Origin of the sequence: Senegalimassilia faecalis, from assembly GCF_004135645.1 — a bacterium.
Classification (GTDB): Bacteria; Actinomycetota; Coriobacteriia; order Coriobacteriales; family Eggerthellaceae; genus Senegalimassilia; species Senegalimassilia faecalis.
Window position 1 is genome coordinate 2,627,498 of record NZ_SDPW01000001.1, and the last position, 18,334, is coordinate 2,645,831.

The 18,334-nt window shown below is 63.1% G+C and carries 12 protein-coding genes; 10 read left to right on the top strand and 2 right to left on the bottom strand.

Annotated elements, in window-relative coordinates:
* The first annotated feature begins 52 nt into the window (after nt 1-52).
* From ET524_RS10965 to ET524_RS10995, 7 genes are all read left to right on the top strand, one after another.
* A complete protein-coding gene (locus tag ET524_RS10965; RefSeq protein ID WP_129425818.1) occupies nt 53-2,974 on the top strand; it encodes a molybdopterin-containing oxidoreductase family protein in 2,922 nt (973 codons plus the stop codon).
* A complete protein-coding gene (locus tag ET524_RS10970; protein ID WP_129425820.1) occupies nt 2,974-3,588 on the top strand; it encodes a 4Fe-4S dicluster domain-containing protein in 615 nt (204 codons plus the stop codon). The genes ET524_RS10965 and ET524_RS10970 overlap by 1 nt, the downstream gene beginning before the upstream one ends.
* A gap of 169 nt (nt 3,589-3,757) precedes the next feature.
* On the top strand, nt 3,758-4,636 hold the full coding sequence (locus ET524_RS10975) for a dimethyl sulfoxide reductase anchor subunit family protein (protein ID WP_129425822.1): 879 nt from the start codon (nt 3,758-3,760) through the stop codon (nt 4,634-4,636).
* A gap of 1,075 nt (nt 4,637-5,711) precedes the next feature.
* On the top strand, nt 5,712-7,934 hold the full coding sequence (gene nrdD, locus ET524_RS10980) for an anaerobic ribonucleoside-triphosphate reductase (RefSeq protein ID WP_129425824.1): 2,223 nt from the start codon (nt 5,712-5,714) through the stop codon (nt 7,932-7,934).
* 179 nt (nt 7,935-8,113) lie between these two features.
* A complete protein-coding gene (locus tag ET524_RS10985) occupies nt 8,114-9,337 on the top strand; it encodes an MFS transporter (protein WP_161566706.1) in 1,224 nt (407 codons plus the stop codon).
* A gap of 1,395 nt (nt 9,338-10,732) precedes the next feature.
* On the top strand, nt 10,733-12,046 hold the full coding sequence (locus tag ET524_RS10990) for a chloride channel protein (RefSeq protein WP_129425832.1): 1,314 nt from the start codon (nt 10,733-10,735) through the stop codon (nt 12,044-12,046).
* 13 nt (nt 12,047-12,059) lie between these two features.
* Nucleotides 12,060-12,482 (top strand): potassium channel family protein, encoded by a 423-nt coding sequence (locus tag ET524_RS10995; protein ID WP_129425834.1) that lies wholly within the window; start codon nt 12,060-12,062, stop codon nt 12,480-12,482.
* A 502-nt stretch (nt 12,483-12,984) separates the two neighbouring features.
* Here the strand turns inward: ET524_RS10995 and ET524_RS11000 are convergent.
* Nucleotides 12,985-13,929, bottom strand: a complete 945-nt coding sequence (locus tag ET524_RS11000) for an MFS transporter (RefSeq protein ID WP_129425836.1) — start codon at nt 13,927-13,929, stop codon at nt 12,985-12,987.
* Between the two features lie 339 nt (nt 13,930-14,268).
* Here ET524_RS11000 and ET524_RS11005 point away from each other — a divergent pair, with 339 nt between their 5' ends.
* The 3 genes from ET524_RS11005 (at nt 14,269) to ET524_RS11010 (ending at nt 16,753) form a co-directional block, all read left to right on the top strand.
* Nucleotides 14,269-14,739 (top strand): MarR family winged helix-turn-helix transcriptional regulator, encoded by a 471-nt coding sequence (locus tag ET524_RS11005; RefSeq protein ID WP_129425838.1) that lies wholly within the window; start codon nt 14,269-14,271, stop codon nt 14,737-14,739.
* Nucleotides 14,740-14,969: 230 nt separating this feature from the next.
* Nucleotides 14,970-15,413, top strand: coding sequence for a transposase (locus ET524_RS12225; RefSeq protein ID WP_456242897.1), 444 nt, complete (start codon nt 14,970-14,972; stop codon nt 15,411-15,413).
* Nucleotides 15,414-15,871: 458 nt separating this feature from the next.
* Entirely contained in the window at nt 15,872-16,753 is an 882-nt protein-coding gene (locus ET524_RS11010; RefSeq protein ID WP_129425840.1) for a uracil-DNA glycosylase, read from the top strand.
* 130 nt (nt 16,754-16,883) lie between these two features.
* Here ET524_RS11010 and ET524_RS11015 read toward each other — a convergent pair whose 3' ends face one another.
* Nucleotides 16,884-17,549: a hypothetical protein gene (locus ET524_RS11015; protein WP_129425842.1), complete on the bottom strand. Its 666-nt coding sequence runs from the start codon at nt 17,547-17,549 to the stop codon at nt 16,884-16,886.
* Nucleotides 17,550-18,334: the final 785 nt, after the last annotated feature.

The following is an 18,334-nucleotide window of genomic DNA, read 5'->3' on the forward strand; positions in this document are numbered from 1 at the left end:
CCGAGGGACACCGCCGTCTTGGGGATACAACCAACGACAGAAGGAGGAGGAAATGGCGAAGCTGAACGTCTCGCGACGCACGTTCGTGAAGATGACCGCGGCCACCGCGGCCGTTGCCGCCGTCGGCGCGACCGCTGGCTCGGCGCTTGCGGAAGAGCCCTACACCGCGGCGGACAGCACCGGGCAGGTGCGGCGCATCCGCTCGTGCTGCCGCGGCTGCGGCAAGATGGAATGCGGCGTCTGGGTGACCGTGGAAAACGGCCGCGCCGTCAAGATCGAGGGCGACGAGAGCGCCCCGCATTCCATGGGAAGCTGCTGCGCGAAGTCGGTGTCGTCCATTCAGGCGTGCTACCATCCCGACCGCCTGCGCTATCCCATGAAGCGCACCCAGCCGAAGGGCGAGGACCCCGGCTGGCAGCGCATCAGCTGGGAGGAAGCGCTCGACACCATCGTCAAGGGCATCGAAAACGTCAAGGCGAAGTACGGCGGTGAGTCGCTGTTCACCATGGGCGGTACCGGGCGCATCTGGTGCATGAGCCCGTACGCCGGCTACGGCAGCTGGTTCATGACGCCGAACACGGCCGTGGCCTGGCAGGTGTGCAAGGGCCCGCGTCACTTCTCCAGCGCGCTTACCAGCGAATACAACCACAGCTGGTCGGCGTCGGTCGAGCGCCCGTCGGTCTACACCATCTGGGCCTCCACGCCCGAGGTGTCCAACTACGACGAGGCCGGCCGCTCGGTCACCGACGAGGTGTTCCAGGCTGACACGTTCATCTCGGTGGACCCGCGCACGACCGCGCTCGGTAAGGAAGCCGATATCCACCTGGCCCTGCGCGCCGGCACCGACACGGCGCTTGCGCTGGCCATGTGCGACGTCGTCATCAAGCACGACCTGGTGGACTGGAAGTTCGTTCGCCGTTGGACGAACGCGCCGTTCCTCGTCGTCGACGACAAGGAGCCCTCGGGTCCCGAGATCCCGCACATCTTCCACGGCCCGAACATGATCAAGACGAAGCTTCTGACCCAGGCCGACCTGCAGGAAGACGGCAGCCCCTACAAATATATGGTGTGGGACAGCGCGTCGGGCTCGCTCAAGTGGTTCAACGCCACCGGTCAGCGCGCCGCGGCCGACCCGACTTACGACCCGGCCGCCGACCCGGAGTGCAACTGCTGGGAAGGCGAGCAGCCGTGGAAGCGCTATGACGGCACGGGCCACAAGGACACCTGGTCGCGCCGCAACTTCAAGGGCATGGAAGGCCAGGCGAACCTGCGCGAGGGCCAGTCCCAGGCATGGCTTCCCGACGAGGACGACTTCGAGTCCATCGACCCGGCGCTGCTCGGCAGCTTCGAGGTGACGTTCAAGGACGGCAGCAAGCACACGGCCATCCCCGTGTGGCAGAAGTTCGTCGACCGCTGCGACGAGTACGCTCCGGAGAAGGCGGCGAAGATCTGCGAGCTTGACTCGGCGCTCATCGAGAAGGCGGCGCTTGCCTACGCCACGCGCAAGGACCCGCGTTGGGGCAACGGCGGCATCCTGTACCAGCTGGCCATCGAGCACCATGGCAACTCCATCATGAACTGCCGCGCCATCGAGCTTTTGACGTGCATCACTGGCAACACCGACGGCCCGGGCGGCCAGCGCGGCGCCACGAAGATCGATGTCAACTACATGGGCAACTTCTCCGACCAGTCCTACAACGCCAACATCGACAGCCAGCTCAAGCACCCCGAGATCATGGCGAAGCAGCTTGGCCGCGACGAGCATCCGCTGTTCGAATGGTGGGGGCTGTGGGGCAACGCCAACAGCATCTGGAAGGCCGGCGTCACCGGCGACCCGTACCCGGTTAAGGGCGGCGTGTGCCAGTCGGGCGACTTCATGAACATGGGCAACACCACCATGGCGTGGGATTGCATTAAGCAGCTTGACTTCTTCTTCGACATCGACCTGTGGCACCATCCCACCTCCGAGCTTGCCGACGTCATTTTGCCGTGCCGCCATTGGCTTGAGGTTCCCTGCCCGCGCCAGTCGCAGGGTTCCGGCGGTGCGCTGGGCGCATGCGTGCCGTGCGTGGAGCCGCTGGCCGAGACGTGGTACGACCCCGAGATTGTCGAGGCGCTGTACAAGCGCGTTGGCATCCCGTGGGGCTGGGATGATGACAACCCGTATCCCACGCTTGAGGAAAAGCTTGACTACGTGGTGCGCGAAGTGGCTCCCTCGTGGAAGGACTATGTGGAGCAGTTCGAGGAAAACGGCTGGTGGGACGTTAAGAAGCTGCGCCCCGACGACTGGGGCACGTACCGCCGCTACCAGACGGGCTTCATGAAGAAGAGCTACACCGAGGCGCCCAACGAGCACAATGTCATCCCCGGCTTCAACACGCCCACGCAGAAGCAGGAGATCTGGTGCACCGTCATGGAGACGTACTGCGGAGCCGAGGACGCGCTTCCCGATTACCGCCCGAACCCCGACAGCCGCGACCGCAACCCCAAGTTGTGGGAGGAGTACCCCGTGCAGTGCCTGACCGGCCGTCGCATCCCCGTGTACTTCCATAGCGAGCATCGCCAGCTGCCGTGGTGCCGCGAAGTGTGGCCCGCGCCGCGCTGCGAGATCAATCCCGACGACGCGCGTGAGTGGGGCATCGAGCAGGGCGACTGGGTGTGGATCGAAAGCCCGCACGGCAAGATCCGCCAGACGGCCGACCTGTTCTACGGCGTGCCGCACGGCGTCATCAACTGCGAACACACGTGGTGGTTCCCCGAGTGCCCCGCGCCCGAGCACGGGTGGCGCTACTCGGCGGTCAATCAGCTGGTGAACAACGACATCGACGACCCCCACTGCGGATCGTCCATCGTGCGCGGCTACCCGGTGAAGGTGTACAAGGCCGAAGAGGGCTGCCCCGATGGCATCATCGCCGACGCGAGCGACCCGCGCCTGAAGCAGTGGCTGCCGGTGTACGAAGGGAGGGATGAATAATGGCGCATTATGCGATTGCCACCGACCTGAACAGGTGCGTTGCCTGCATGGCGTGCAACGCGGCCTGCAAGATGGTCAACAACGTGCCCATTGGGTCGTTCTGGAACAAGGTGCTGCGCATCGGCCCGTCCGAAGGGCTTGAAGGAGGTGACAAGCCGGGGCGCGACTTCTACTACCTGCCGGTGCAGTGCCAGCATTGCAAGGACCCCGAGTGTGTGAAGGTGTGCCCGACCGAGGCCAGCCACGTGATGCCCGACGGCACCGTGCAGATTGACAAGGCCAAGTGTATCGGCTGCCAGTTCTGCGCGATGGCCTGCCCTTACGGCGTTCGCTATTTGAACGAGGAAGAGCGCGTGGTGGAGAAGTGCACGCTGTGCGAGCAGCAGATTGCCCAAGGCGAGCTGCCGCAGTGCGTGAAGAACTGCGTGGGCATGGCGAAATGGTTCGGCGACGCCGACGGCGACATCCGGGACTTCCGGGGTGTGCGCGGCGAGACGATCGGCAGCTTCTGTGAGGAGTTCAGCGACGCCGATGTGCATCACCTGCCCGACGTGGGCAACAAGCCGTCGTTCTTGTACATCCTGCGCGACCATACGTGGAAGGGGGAGGAATGATGACGAATGTGGTTGTTTGCCTCCCTGGTGCGACGACGGCAGGGAAGCGCCTGATGGCGGGTGTGCTTTGCGGCGCCGCGGGTTGCGATGTTTCGGCGGGTTGCCGGTGCGCCCGCCCCGGCGCGGGGCTTGTCGGCGCGGCTGCGTTCGGGAAGGGCGGTGAGCAGTAATGGAACTGCAATGGCCTTTGATCCTTTTCACCACGCTGACGGCGTGGGCCTGCGGCGTGTTCGGCTGCCAGGGCGTGCTGGCGCTGAAGGGCGCTGGCAAGAAGTCGCAGCAGCTGCTGGCCGTGGTGTCGTGCGTGCTGCTTGCGGTTGGCGGCATCTGCGTGTTCTTCCACCTGCAGCACTGGGAGCGCATCTTCAACGGCTTCGGCCACATCACGTCCGGCATCACGCAGGAATTGATCGCGATCGTGGTGTTCGTGGTTGTCGCGGTGGCTTACTTCGTGATGGCGCGCAAGAGCGCCGACGGCGGCACGCTGCCGAAGTGGGTGGCCGTGCTGGCGATCGCGATCTCGGTCGTGCTGGCCGCCGTGTGCGCGCACAGCTACATGATGCCGGCGCGCCCGGCGTGGAACTCCGTGCTGGAGGTGCTGTCCATCGTGGGCGCGGCCTGCCTGCTCGGCCCCGCGACGGTGGCCGTGGTGCTGGCCGCCAAGGGCGAGGACACGCAAGCGCTGGGTATGCCCGCAATCGTCGGTTCCGTCATCGGCGCCGTGTGCACGGCAGCCTACGCCGCCTACGTCCAGATGAGCGCGGGCTCGTTCACCGAGGTGGGCTACTACTTCGACCCCACGCACCCGACCAAGGCCATGGTGGACGCCGGCGCCGCCATCGGCGACCAGGCGCTGCTCCTGTGGCTCGGCGCGGTCGTGGTCGGCGCCATCGTGCCCCTGGCCTGCTGCCTGCTCGCCAGGAAGAAGGGCGACGCGGCAAGCTGGAGGCTCTTCGGCGCGGTTGCCGTGGTCGCCGCCCTGGCCGGCGCCATCTGCCTGCGCGTAGCTTTCTACGGCGCGGGCCTGAGCGTCTTCATGTTCTACTAGGGCGTCGCCGAAGTGGGACGAAGGGACAGTCCCTTCGTCCCACTCTCGGGCGGCTCGATTCCGCCGCCCGGCCCCCGTAGGGCCGAGCGAGAGCTCGGCCCCAACAAGGGAGCGCGAAGCGCGACGCCAATTCTCCAATCGCCCGCGCTCCCTGGAAATCGGTGACGCGCCCTTCGGGCGCTACCTGATCGGGGCGGAGCTCTCGCTCCGCCCTACGGAAGTAGGCGGCTGGCGGGCGATTCCCGTTGCCCGCATGACAAGCGACCTGTCCCCTTGTCAGGTTGGCCCTACGAAAAACGGTCACGCCGGCCGGCCCCTCCCCGGCGGCGTGGCGGCTTTTGAAAACTCAACCCAGCAAGCTGCCCCTCCATATTTCCAGCTTGCTTTTTCAGCGGCCCCTCGTGCCTGGAGACTTTCCGTCCCCCCACCCCTTGCAAACGGGAAAGTCTTCAGGCGCAAGGGGCCGTTTTGCGTTCTGGAGCGTGAGCGGTCGCCCGGCTTGTGCCCTGTCGTTTCGGGCTTGCATACCTATCGTGCCTCGCCTAGGCCATGGGCTTGCGCCTCGCCCGGCGCAGCCATCCGACGCCATTGGGCATTGCCGAGCGCTACCCGCCCTTGCTGCCTTTTCCATCGCCGCGTCAAGCCCTTGTTGCGGACATGTTGGAAAATCGTTCGTTTGCACACCCGTTTGCCGAAAATTCTCGGCGATTTTCGCGGTGGAAAACTGCCCGTTTTTCGCCGCTTGAAAAACCCTGTTCTTCGAATGCCCACCGGGGATTTTGCCGTTTTCCCGTCGCGGTGGAAAACAACTCACACCCCCTATCCATGGATTTTTGAAGCCAAGAAAACACAATATATGGTGGCGAAATGACGTATTATAAGGACACCGACCAAGCGGCCCGAAAGGGACGGGGCCGCAAAATTTCACGAAATTTCCGAACGCGCAGGTCACGCCCTGCCTAGGGTTCTGCGCGCGGAAAATGGTAACAAAGGCAAGCGCCCGCAGGGGCACGTGGAAAGAACGATTAAGGCGCCCGCGCGGGCGTCTGCAGCAAGCAAGAAGGGTGTGAGCGGCATGAAAATCATCAAGCGCAGCGGCTCCGAGGCGACGTTTGACATCAGCAAGATCGTCAACGCCATCAAGGGCGCCAACGGGGAAGTTGCCCCCGAGGAGCGCCTGACCGACGATCAGATCGCGCTGGCGGCCCACAGCGTCGAGTGGCTGTGCAACCGTTCCGGCCACACTGTGTCCGTCGAGGAAATCCAGGACATGGTGGAAAACCAGATCATGGCGCAAGGCCGCTACACCGTGGCGCGCAAGTACATCATCTACCGCTACCTGCAAACGCTCAAGCGCCAGTCGAACACCACCGACGACAAAATCCTGTCGCTTATCGAATGCAACAACGAGGAAGCCAAGCAGGAGAACTCGAACAAGAACCCCACGGTGAACTCCGTGCAGCGCGACTACATGGCCGGCGAGGTGTCGAAGGACATCACCATGCGCCTGCTTCTGCCCGCCGACGTGGTTGAGGCCCACAACGAGGGCATCATCCACTTCCACGACTCGGACTACTTCGCTCAGCACATGCACAACTGCGACCTGGTGAACCTGGAAGACATGCTGCAAAACGGCACCGTCATCTCCGGCACGCTCATCGAGCGCCCGCACAGCTTCTCCACCGCATGCAACATCGCCACGCAAATCATCGCGCAGGTGGCCAGCTGCCAGTACGGCGGCCAGTCGATCTCGCTGACGCATCTGGCCCCGTTTGTCGAGGTCAGCCGCCAGAAAATCCGCCGCCAGGTGCTGCAGGAAATCAACGCGCTCGGCCTTGAGGCCAACACCGACCGCATCGCCGACGTGGTGGAAACGCGCCTGCGCGACGAAATTCGCCGCGGCGTGCAAACCATCCAGTACCAGGTGGTCACGCTCATGACCACCAACGGCCAGGCCCCGTTCGTCACCGTGTTCATGTACTTAAACGAAGCGCGCAACGAGCAGGAAAAGCGCGACCTTGCCATGATCATCGAGGAAACGCTTGCCCAGCGCTACGAAGGCGTGAAAAACGAGGAAGGCGTGTGGATCACGCCGGCGTTCCCCAAGCTCATCTACGTGCTTGAGGAAGATAACATCACCGAGGACAGCCCGTATTTCTATCTCACGAAGATGGCGGCGAAGTGCACGGCCAAGCGCATGGTGCCCGACTACATCTCCGAGAAGAAGATGCGCGAGCTGAAGCTTTCCAAGGGCGAAACCGAGGGCAACGGCGATTGCTACACGTGCATGGGCTGCCGCAGCTTCCTGACGCCCGACCGCACGGGCAACGGCTACGACAACGTGGCCAACGCCGGTAACTACCAGCCGGGCAAGCCGAAGTACTACGGCCGCTTCAACCAGGGCGTCGTCACCATCAGCCTGCCCGACGTGGCGCTGTCTTCGCACGGCGACATGGCGAAGTTCTGGGAGATCTTCGACGAGCGCCTGGAGCTGTGCTACAAAGCGCTCATGTGCCGTCACGAACGCCTGAAGGGCACGCTGTCCGACGCTGCGCCTATCCTGTGGCAGTACGGCGCGCTGGCGCGCCTGAAGAAGGGCGAGCCCATCGACAAGCTGCTGTACGGCGGGTACTCCACCATCAGTCTGGGCTACGCCGGCTTGTACGAGTGCGTGAAGTACATGACGGGTCACAGCCACACCGACGCCGAGGGCACGCCGTTCGCCATGGAAGTTATGCAGCACATGAACGACAAGTGCAACGAGTGGAAGGCCGCCACGAACATCGACTTCTCGCTGTACGGCACGCCGCTTGAGTCCACCACGTACAAGTTCGCGAAGGCCCTGCAGCGCCGCTTCGGCATTATCCCGGGCATCACGGACAAGGGCTACATCACGAACAGCTACCACGTGCACGTCACCGAGCAGATCGACGCGTTCGAGAAGCTGAAGTTCGAAAGCAACTTCCAGCGCTTAAGCCCGGGCGGGGCCATCAGCTACGTCGAGGTGCCGAACATGCAGGACAACCTGAAGGCCGTTATTCGCGTGATGCAGTACATTTACGACAACATCATGTACGCCGAGCTGAACACGAAGTCCGACTACTGCCAGGTGTGCGGCTACGACGGGGAAATCCAGATCGTCGAGGACGACGGCAAGCTGGTGTGGGAGTGCCCGAAGTGCGGCAACCGCGACCAGGAGAAGCTCAACGTCGCCCGCCGCACGTGCGGCTACATCGGCACGCAGTTCTGGAACCAGGGTCGCACCCAGGAAATTCGCGACCGCGTGCTGCACCTGTAGGGAAGCGTCGGCGGCTGCTGGGTCGTTGAAACTTGCGGAATGCGAAGCGCCCGTCCATTGCGGACGGGCGCTTTTTTGCGTTTTGTGGGGCGGCGAAGGTGCGCTTTCAAATTCCGAGCGGGATGGTACCCTTTCATGCGGTGCATTTTTCGGTAGTGCGACGTTGCGGGGGAAGCGAAGTGGGAAAGCAAAGCGGGAAGGGGTCGACGCGGTCGTTCGCTTTGCTGTGCGTTGCTTCGTTTTTCATGTACGGCGTGAACAACGTCATGATTTCGCGCGCGCCGCTTGCGGTGATGGGCATGGGCGCGTCGGCTGCTGCCGCGGGCTTCCAGGGGACGTTCTTCATCGTGTTCGCCATTGTGCTGCGCACGGTGCTTATGCCGCTGACCAGCAGAATCGGCACGAAGCGGCTGATGATTCTGGGTGCGGCGTCGTTTGCCGCGGCTTCAGCGCTGTTCCCGTTTTGCGCGACGTACGGCATGTTTCTGGCGGTGCGCGCGGTGCAAGCGGCCGGCTTGGCTGTGTTCTGGCCGCTTTCCGTGTCCTCGGTGGTGGATGTGTCCGACGAGGGCAACGTGGGCTGGCGGTTGGGCGTTTCGCGGTTCGCTACGTCGGCGTCCATGGCCGTGGGGCCCTATGCGGCGTTCGCGCTTGGCGACGTCATGGGCACCGGCTGGCTGTACGGCGCGCTGCTTTTGGCATCGTGCCTGGCCATCGTGGCGCTTGCGGCCTGCAAACTGCCCAGCGATGCGCATGGCGAAGGGGCCGGTGCGGCGGGCAAGTCCCGCGTGGCTCGGCCGCCTCGGCGGGGTGCGCTTGCGCAGTTCGGGGGCGGCGGTTTGTGGCTGGCGGGCGTCCTGCTGGTCACGCTGGTGGACTCCGCGGCGGCGGGCCTGGTCATGCACTTCTCGGCTATTGCGGTTGGCGAATTCGATGGCAGCCTGAACGCGGCAAGCTATCTTTCCCTGTACAGCATCGGCGGTATGATTGCTAGTTTGCTGCTGGGACGTGCGCTTGACCGGGGGAAATGCGGCATCGTGTTGCCGGCGTGCATCGCATCGTTCGGGCTTGGCGTGCTGCAGCTGGGCTTGCCGCATGCAAGCTTCGTCGGCCTGGCGGTAGGCGGCGTGCTTGCCGGCGTGGGCAACATGGGCGTGGCGCTGTGCTGCATGGACATCATCACGCGCCGCGCGCCGCTGCGCCTGCGCGATACGGCGCTGGGGTATCGCCAAAGCTGCGTGGACATCGGTATCGCCGTGGCCGCCACGGCGTTCGGCGCCGCATTCGACGCCGCGCCCGCTAATTACGTGGTGTTCCTGGCCTGGGGCGCCATCATGCTGTGTTTCGCTGTCGCGGTGTGCATAAACCTCGCTCGCGCCGCAAAGACCCGGGGTGGCAAGTAGCGCAGGGCGCACCGCTGGTAACCTAGGGCAAAGGCAAGGCGGGCGCACTGCTGGCAACCCGGGACAAGGGGAAGGCAGGCGCGCCAGCAAGGCGGGTGCACCGCTGGCGAAACTGGGACGAAAGCAGGGCGGGGCGCACTGCTGGCAAAAAGCCGGGACGGGAGGACGGCGGGTACGTTAGTAGTGTGGGTGTTGCTGACAACCTAGGGCAAAGGGGCAGTCTCTTCCCCTAGCTTCGTTGTTTCGAGTGCTGCAAGTGACCCGAAAAGCCTGGCGAAGGGACAGCCCTTCGCCCTGGTTTTCGTTACCGCTTTGTTGTTTGCCGTTACCTTCCATCTACTGCCGCGCTAAAACGGCCTGTCTCCCACCGCACCGATTACCCTCATCGAACTTGGGCGCGCGAAAGATCAAGTGAAAAGGTGTGGCGGCCGGCAGGGCGTGCTGAAACCGGGACAAGGGGGACAGTCCCTTTGTCCCGGTTTTCGTTGTCGTGTCGTAACTTTTGCGGTGCGTCCGCCTGTCGGCTGGCAACTGCTGGCTGTATTGCGACAGCGCAGTCGAATTCGTGAAAACGTGCACGTTTTCACGAATTTCGGGCATGTTGCGGTGCGCAGGACGCTTTTTGAGCGCTCTTGCACAGCGCAGCTGGCTGTTCGGTGTCGCGAACGATGCGATATGGCGAACGAACGAGCGTTTCTGAGCGTGGTCGGCAAGATTTCACCCGCTGCTAGTGTTCGATGTGCCCCGAAATTCGGAAAATCGTGCACAAAATGGAGTCCTGGAAAACGCTGTGCTTGCCGTAGACGGAGCGGTTACAAAAAGGCTCTGTTAGACCGGATTGGCACATTGCCCCAGCATGCGCTCCACCCTTCGTGCCGCAAACTTTCGTTCGTTTTGGCCAAAAGTGGACAATCCGAGCGAAAGTTGGCGGGCGGGTCGGATGCGGGGGCTTCTGGGAGGGGAACGTCGTGCTTGCTGCGCCATTGAGGTTGCGAGCAATAACGCGAACGGAGAATGCCGTTCGAACTGGGATAAGGGGACGCCTTCTTCTGTCCCGGTTTGCAGCTACCGTGATCGCCCCACTTGCCTTGCCCGCGCCTGTTTGCGGCGGGCTTTTGCGCCGTTTCCTCGCTTGTTTGTTTCGGCTTGTTTGCTTTGTCGGTTTCTCGTTTTCTTCCGGGTACAATGGGTGCAACTTGTGGTGCGGCGCTGCTTGAAGGCGGCGACTGCGGGAAGCGGTGGGCGGTGCTGCCAAGCGGCTGATGTTGCGCGGCGCCACAAGGAGTTGCGGTTGGTGGCCGTTGATGGGGCAAAGGGACTGTCCCTTTGCCCCATCTGACAGAGTAACTTGAAACGCGGCGGCGCCTGATGCTGCCGCTGGTGTCGGGAGGGTATATGGGAATGCTTGCGAAGCCGTTGAACCGCGTGCTGTTTTTCGTGTGCGTGCTGGTCACGGGTGCGCTGGCCGGCGCGTTCGTGTGGGCGTTCTTCTTCTGCATGGACATCGGCATCGAGTTCGCGTGGCATACGCTGCCCGAGGCGATCGGCGCGGCGGTCGGCGGCGCGCTGCCGGGCATGGAGCCGGGGCGCTTCGGCGTGGCGGCGTGGCCGCTGGTCATGTGCGTGGGCGGCGGCCTGGTCATCGGGCTGTACGACAAGTTTGTGGGCTTTGCGCCCGAAGAACTTTCCGACGTTATGGGACAGGTGAAAAGCGAAGGCCGCTACCCCTACGACCACCTGGGGAAACGCTCGATCGCGGCGCTGTTGCCGCTGCTGTTCGGCGGCAGCATCGGCCCCGAGGCGGGGCTTACCGGCGTCATCGCGGGTCTGTGCACGTGGGTGGGCGACCGCATGCGCCGCTTCGGCAGCGATTTCCGCGCCATGACCATGGTGGGCACGCAGGCGGCGCTGACGGCCGTGTTCACCGCGCCGCTGTACGGGTTTGCCGCGCCGCTTGCCGGCACGCCCGACGGGCGCGCGACCGCGGGCGCCGGCGCGGGCGACGAGGTGGACATCGTGCTGCCGAAAGCGCAGAAAACGGCGGTGTACCTGTGCGCGGTGGCCGGCGCGCTTGCCGCGTTCGTGGGGCTTGGCCAGGTGTTCGGCGGCGGGGGAGGCCTGCCGCGCTTCACGGCCGCCAACGTCGGCGCGGCCGAGCTGGCGTGGCTGGTGCCGCTGGCGCTTGCGGGCACCGCGGCGGGCTGGGCGTTCCACGCGTCCGGCGGCGCAACGCAGGTGCTCGCGCGCAAAATGGGCGCGCGTCCGGTGGCGAAAGCCCTGCTGGCAGGCCTAATCCTGGCGCTGTGCGGCATGGCGCTGCCCTACACGATGTTCGCCGGCGAGGCGCAGGCCACCATGCTGCAGACGGCGTACGTGGCCATCCCGGCCGGCGCGCTTATTGCCACGGGGTTCGTGAAGGCAGCCGTCACGCCGCTATGCATCAACCTCGGTTGGCGCGGCGGGCATTTCTTCCCCGTCATCTTCTCGGGTATCGCGCTTGGCTACGGGTTTGCGCTGCTCAGCGGCGTCGACCCGGTGTTCTGCGTGGCGGCGACAACGGCCGCGCTGATGGGCGCGGTCATGCGTCAGCCGCTCATGGCGGCGCTGCTGCTTATCATGTGCTTCCCGCTGAAAGGCGTGGTGGTCATGCTGGCCGCCGCCGTCATCGGCGCAGCCATCCCCCTGCCAAAAGTTCTGCGGGTGAACTAGCGAAAGGAACGTCATGCGGAAGTTGCGGATGCTGATCGAGATTGAGCGCCAGGCGGGGTTTGGGCCGATCACGGCGGTGTTTCTGGCCGTGTTCGCGCTGTGCTCCGTGGCGGTGTGGCTGGCCGACCCGGCCACGAACACGCTTGGCGACGGCCTGTGGTTCAGCTTCCAGGCCGTGTCCACCATCGGCTTTGGCGACATCACGGCCGCCGGCCCGGTGGCGCGCGTGACCACCGTCGTGCTCAGCGTGGTCAGCATCTTCTACATCGCGCTCATTACCGGTGTGGTGGTCAGCTACTGCAACGCCATGGTGCGCGCCCGCCAAGAGGGCACGCTCGCGCACTTCATGGACAACCTCGAGCGCCTGGAGGACATGACCCCCGAAGAGCTGGCCGCATTCTCCCAACGCGTCCACGAATATCGAAACCGCAGGTAGCAGGGGCGCGTGCTCGCATTCAATTTCTCGCGAAAACGTCCACTGTTTGCCAAAATTTGGAGAAGCTGAACGAATCGGGGACAAATTTCGCCGAGGCTGAAAAGCCGCAAAGCGAATCGTGCTTGCTGTTTCGCGAACGCTTTTCAGCATCCGTAAAACACCAGGTCACAGGCTTGCATCACTTCTATGGTTGGCGAAGCCCGTCCTTTGCTGCACGCAGTTTCCCGCAGAGCATTCAGGAACGCAAAAAACTGTCCAACAGTGGCCATAATTTCGCGTTCCTGAACACTGCGATGCCCGGGCTCCTCGGAGGCACCCGGACGTTTTTGAGTGCGCGGAAGTAGGGGGCTGGCGAAGAGCGCGTTAGTGGCCGCTCGGAACGGCCGACGGTGCCTCCGGGTGCCGTTCCGCATGCATAAAACGCCCGGGCCCCTGGTGGGTGCCCGGGCGTTACGTTAGTTCGCGAGCGTTTACCGACTTGCGAGCGTTACCGGCTTGCGGCCTAGTTCCCTGGCTGCTCACCGGTGATGATGGCGTGCAGGATGTTGCGGCGGCTCAGTGCGCCCACCAGCTTGCCGGCGCCGTCGACCACCGAGACGCCCGTGGTGTCTGTGGCGGCGATAAGCTCGACCACTTGCCCCATGGTGGCGTCGTCGCGCACGCACGCGGCACCCGCCTTCGCGCGCTTGCCGTCGCGCACCAACGCCACGATCAGCACCACGGCCACGCCGGCCAAAAGCGCCGTTATGCAGAACGCCGCATGGTAGCCGAAGAACGTGTTCTCCAGCCCGGTCAGGCTGGTCGTGTTCGCCGAAACCGTGGCCGCAACCGACACCAGAAGCGCGGTGCCGAACGACGCGGCCACCTGGTTCATGGTGTTGCCAGTGGATTGCGCGTGCTGGATGGCGTCGTTGGGCAGCGAGTTCACGCCCCACGTGTTCACGGGCGTCATGGTGAACTGCATGCCGATGGCCATGACGGCGTAGACGACCGCCACCGCCACGATGGGCGTGTCGATTTGCAGGCTGACGAACCCGATGAGGCCCACGGTGATGCCCGCGGCGCCCGCCAGCACCGGGCGGCGCACGCCGTGCTTGTCGAACAGGCTGCCGGCGAACAGGCCGGTGAATGCGCCGATGACGGCGCCGGGCAGCATGGCGATGCCGCTGACGGTGGCCGTGTGCCCCAGCACGCCCTGGATGTACAGCGGCATGATGGTCTCCACGCCGATAAGCGCGGCCTGAAGCGGCGCGATGATGATGACCACCGCTTCGGTAAGCGCATAACCCGAGGTCAGCCATCGAACCGTGGTGGAATCAACGCCCATGTCGCCCATGATGGTGGGCAGCGCTGGCGTCATAAGCGTTGCATTCAGCACGGCCAAAAACGCGCCGGACAAAAGCACCGCCATCATGCGGAATTCCTTCTTCGAAATGCCTAAACCCATGAAACCTCCTGTCGGCAACGATGGCGACAGGAGGCCGCCGTCGATTGACAATTAACAAATGACAAATATCAAGCGAAAAGGATACCCCCTCGTTATTGACATTCATCAACCGTACACACAAAATGGCAAAAGAAATGGTTTTGCCAGACCAGGGTCGGATGAAGGCCGGGGCGGGGTTGGACGATCCGATTGCCCGATGGACGAACCCACCCCGTTCCGCCCCGCTCACCGGTCCCAGCCATCGCGCGCGTCGACCCCGGTCTAGCCGAGCTAACAGGATCAATGGCCGCCGCATTTCGGTGCACACCGCCGATGCGCCCGGCCGATAGGTAGGTTCGCATGACCAGCAACGAAAACGCGGAAGATTTACGGGGCCGCCTGGCGCCCGAGGAAGTGGTGCTTGACGCCATGGGCGCCTACGAGGGCCTGGCCCGCTGCGCCATCATGCGCAGCCGCGGTGACGGGCTGTCGAAAACGCAGACGGACATCATCATCCGCTTGTCGTTTTGCGGGAAGTCCAGCATGACGTCTCTGGCCGATGACCTGGCCGTTTCCAAAGAGCACATCACGCGTGCCGTCAACGCGCTCATCGAGCGGGGCCTGGTGGAGAAGCATCGCAGCACCGAGAACTTCCGCCTGGTGAAGGCGTCGCTTACCGAAGAGGGCACGGCCATGGCGCACACCATCCGCATGGCGTCCATCGAACGCCTGAACGAGCGCCTGGCGAAAATTCCGCCCGAAGACCGCGAAGCGCTGCTGGAAGCCTCTGAGCAGGCCCAAGCCATCATCAACAAGATTCTCACCGCATAGCGCAGGGACGGGCGGCGCGGTTGCCTGGGCATGTTATTGCGTTAAATCCTCCCTTGCAGTGCATGGCTGACAACAGCGCTTCTCCCGTACACCCGACACCCCTCGCAGCTCTAAGCTCTATAATCACCGCAATACCATCCGCGAGAGAGCCTGGGCGGGTGGCGGCGCTCTCGCGATGTGGAAGTCCCGTGGCGCCGCCATCCACCCAGGCGGCAGGGACTTCCGCAACCATGAGCGGAAAGAAGAACAGACGGGCCCCGTCCGCCACGCCGTGGGACGACCTGCCCGAAAGCCAGATCACGCCGTCCCAGGCCATCGTGAAGGCGGCCCGCGACGGCATCTGCTCGTTTCGCCGCGAGCGCTTCTCCGGGGACGCCGACTTCTTCAACGGCTACCCCAGGAGCGAGTGCCCGCGCTGCGGCTCGGCCAAGGCCAAGCGCGACGGCGCCAACCGCAACGGGGTCCAGGTCTACCGCTGCCTGTTCTGCGGCAGGACCTCCACACCCCGTCGCCGGCACCATCTTCGACGACTCGAAGCTGCCGGTCGCGGCGTGGGCCGACTTCATCTTGCAGGCTCTCCCTCGAGAGCGAGGCCTACAACGCCAAGCTGCTCAAGGAACTCCCAGACGAGCTCGACCCGCTCGAGCCGGTCAACCGCCCGTGCTTCCTGCTGAAGTGCTTCCCGAGGGCGCACTCCGGCTTCAACAGGGACAACATCCAGGGCTTCCTCAACCTGTTCTCGGTCGCCACGAACCCACCTTCCGACAAACTGGAGAAGGCCGCGTTCGCGCTGGATCGGGCGATGCGATGCCCGAAAACGCTGCGCTTCCGCGACTTCTACAACGTAAAGACCAGGTCAGATGGCAGTGGGGATGAGAATTGAGCCATGCACTGCAAGGGAGGATTTAATTGCGTTTCGTGTGGTGCGTTGCATTTGGTGATTTGTCCGGGCTTCGTGGAGTCGTATCGTAAGGAACCTGATATTTGTCGCTAGGTTTTGCCGATTCCAATTGGCGTTTAAACTGGCAGACATGGTGCAAGTTGCAGCGCGAACGGCGGCAGCGGGCGTGGGCGCAAAAGACGGCAACCGGCGCTGACGCCGCCTGGTCGGCCCCCAACCAGTAAGGACATCATGAGCAACATCGAGAACAAGGCGAACACCGCCGCCACCGAAAACCCCAACGTGGCCGCTTGGCTTGCCGGCGCGCCGGCCGACGTGTGCGACACCACCGAGCGCCTGCTGGCCGAAGTGGCGGGCCTTCGCGCAACGCAAACCATCTACCCGCCGCAGGACGACATTTTAAACGCGCTGGCGTTCACGGCGCCGGCCGACGTGCGCGTGGTCATTCTGGGGCAAGATCCCTATCACGGCCCGGGGCAGGCCATGGGCCTGTCGTTTTCCGTGCCGCAAGGGTGCAAGCTGCCGCCCAGTCTGCGCAACATGTACAAGGAACTGGCCGCTGACTTGGGGTGTTCGCAGCCGGAAAGCGGCGACCTCACGTCGTGGGCGGCGCAAGGCGTGCTGCTGCTCAACACCACGCTCACCGTGCGCGAGCACGCGGCGGCGTCGCACGCCAAGCTGGGCTGGCAGGTGCTCACCGACCACGTGGTGCGCCGCTGCCTGGAGCTTCCGCAGCCGGTGGTGTTCCTAACCTGGGGAAAGCACGCCATCGACCTAGTGGCGAAAGCTCGCGCGCACGTGCAGGGCGCAGCGAGCTCTTCTCGCACGGAATTGCGGACGGTTTCGCATACGGTGTCTGGTGCTCGGGCGCCTGAAATCGTAGCTGCGCCAACGCCCGAGGGCGCAGGCGTCCTCGGCTTGTCGCCTCTTGCAAGCGCAGGCGTTCTTGCGAACAAGTATGTGTTGGCGTCCACGCATCCCTCGCCGCTGTCGGCCAACCGCGCCACGGCAACACTGCCCGCCTTCATGGGATCGCGCCCCTATTCCCAGGTCAACCGCATCCTACAACAAGAAGGCGAACCCCCCATCAACTGGCAAAGCGTCTTGGGGTAGGGACCGTGCCCGCGCGCGGGGCTATCTCCCGAATCTTCTAGGACTCCCAGATCTTCCGAATCCCCCATATCTTCCGATTCCCCGTAGGGCCGAGCGAGAGCTCGGCCCAGCCAAGAAAGCGCTGAAGGCGTTAACAAAATCGCTTGCGAGCAAGCTGCTTCATGAATGATTGGGTAAAGTTTCGACGGTTACCGAAAAAGCGTTCAAGGGTTCTAGACTGGTTTCCTGCGTCATAAGCAAGAGCGGCTCGCTCTATCGTGCAAACATAGTCTGCGACTTGAAGCAGCCTGCGAGCGCTATGGTTGGCATCTCGATAGTCGGCAACGTTTTTAGCCAGAACGAAGTCGAGCGCATCGTGCAGGGCGACGCTGACTGCGCTTTGGCCGTCGTCGTAATAAACGGAAATCGTATCGAGCCCTTGGAAGAAAGCGAGATGATCGAAAACGAGTGCGGCCAAATCGCGACGGATTTTTGATTCCAGCTCTATTTTGTTGTGAGTGTCGGAGGCGTCGTACCGGAGCGAGAAATACGAGAAAGGAAGCGTGCGCACAAGCCGGGAAAACTGAGCCAGAAGGCGCTTTCTATCTCCGGGAGAAACGCTTCGATATGCTTCGTTTCCGTGCAGGAGGTCTTTACCGTGAAACGGTATGTCGTCAAGTGCCGATTCGGCTAGTCTCTTCCGATATTGCTCGATTGGCGTAGCGATGTCTGCGACATGATCGTGGAGAACGACTGCGATGAGGTAGATTCCTTCTGACAAATCCTGATTCCCTGTTTCGTCGATATGCAGGTTCAAGCGATTTGTCACATTGCCTCCGTATATGAAAAAGGCGAGGTACGAACCTCGCCGCTCTGACACCTGCAAGGCAATATGCCTATTCGGTACGTTGATTATCTCATGAAGCATGTCGAGTCAGCAAGAGATGTGGAAGAAAATCATTCAGTGGGGAAGAGCGAGATGTTGCTGGGGCGCCGTGGCGATGTGTGGGCATCCGCGCACAAAATCAGTGACGCGCCTTCGGCGCTGTTTTGGACTGGTTGAGCTTTCGCTCAACCCTACGAAATCTGGTCGAAAGGATTTCTGGCCTGCGGTTTTGTTGGAATTTGCAGCCCAACTCTTGAGGAATCGGGTTGCAAGGTAATCTGACCTGCGGTGTTGGTGAGACATCGAATTCGATCTGCAGCGCTGAGCGAAAGCACGCCTAGCAGAAAGCGCCAAAGGCGTGCCGCTGGCTTTTCTCGTCTGGGGTTGGCACGATTTCGGACTTACCGAATCCCCGAACAATCGCGCGCGAATTTTCGGCACGATTTCGAACTTTCCGAGCTTCTCAACTTGCTCATGCGAACTTTTTGGGCAGGAAGTTGTACTTTCCGAATCTGACAACATCGAATCGAGTGGATCAAGGCCCGGAAAGTTCAATTTCCTGCCATTTTCAGCTTCCCCGATGTATCTACCCCCGGAAAGTTCGGTTTCGTGCCATTTGCACGAAACCGCCGGCGCACTCCGACGCCCGCGCGTTCTCGCGTTGCGCTTCCGTGCGCATACGAAAAACGCCGGTGTGCTCCCGCGCTCCCGCTCCC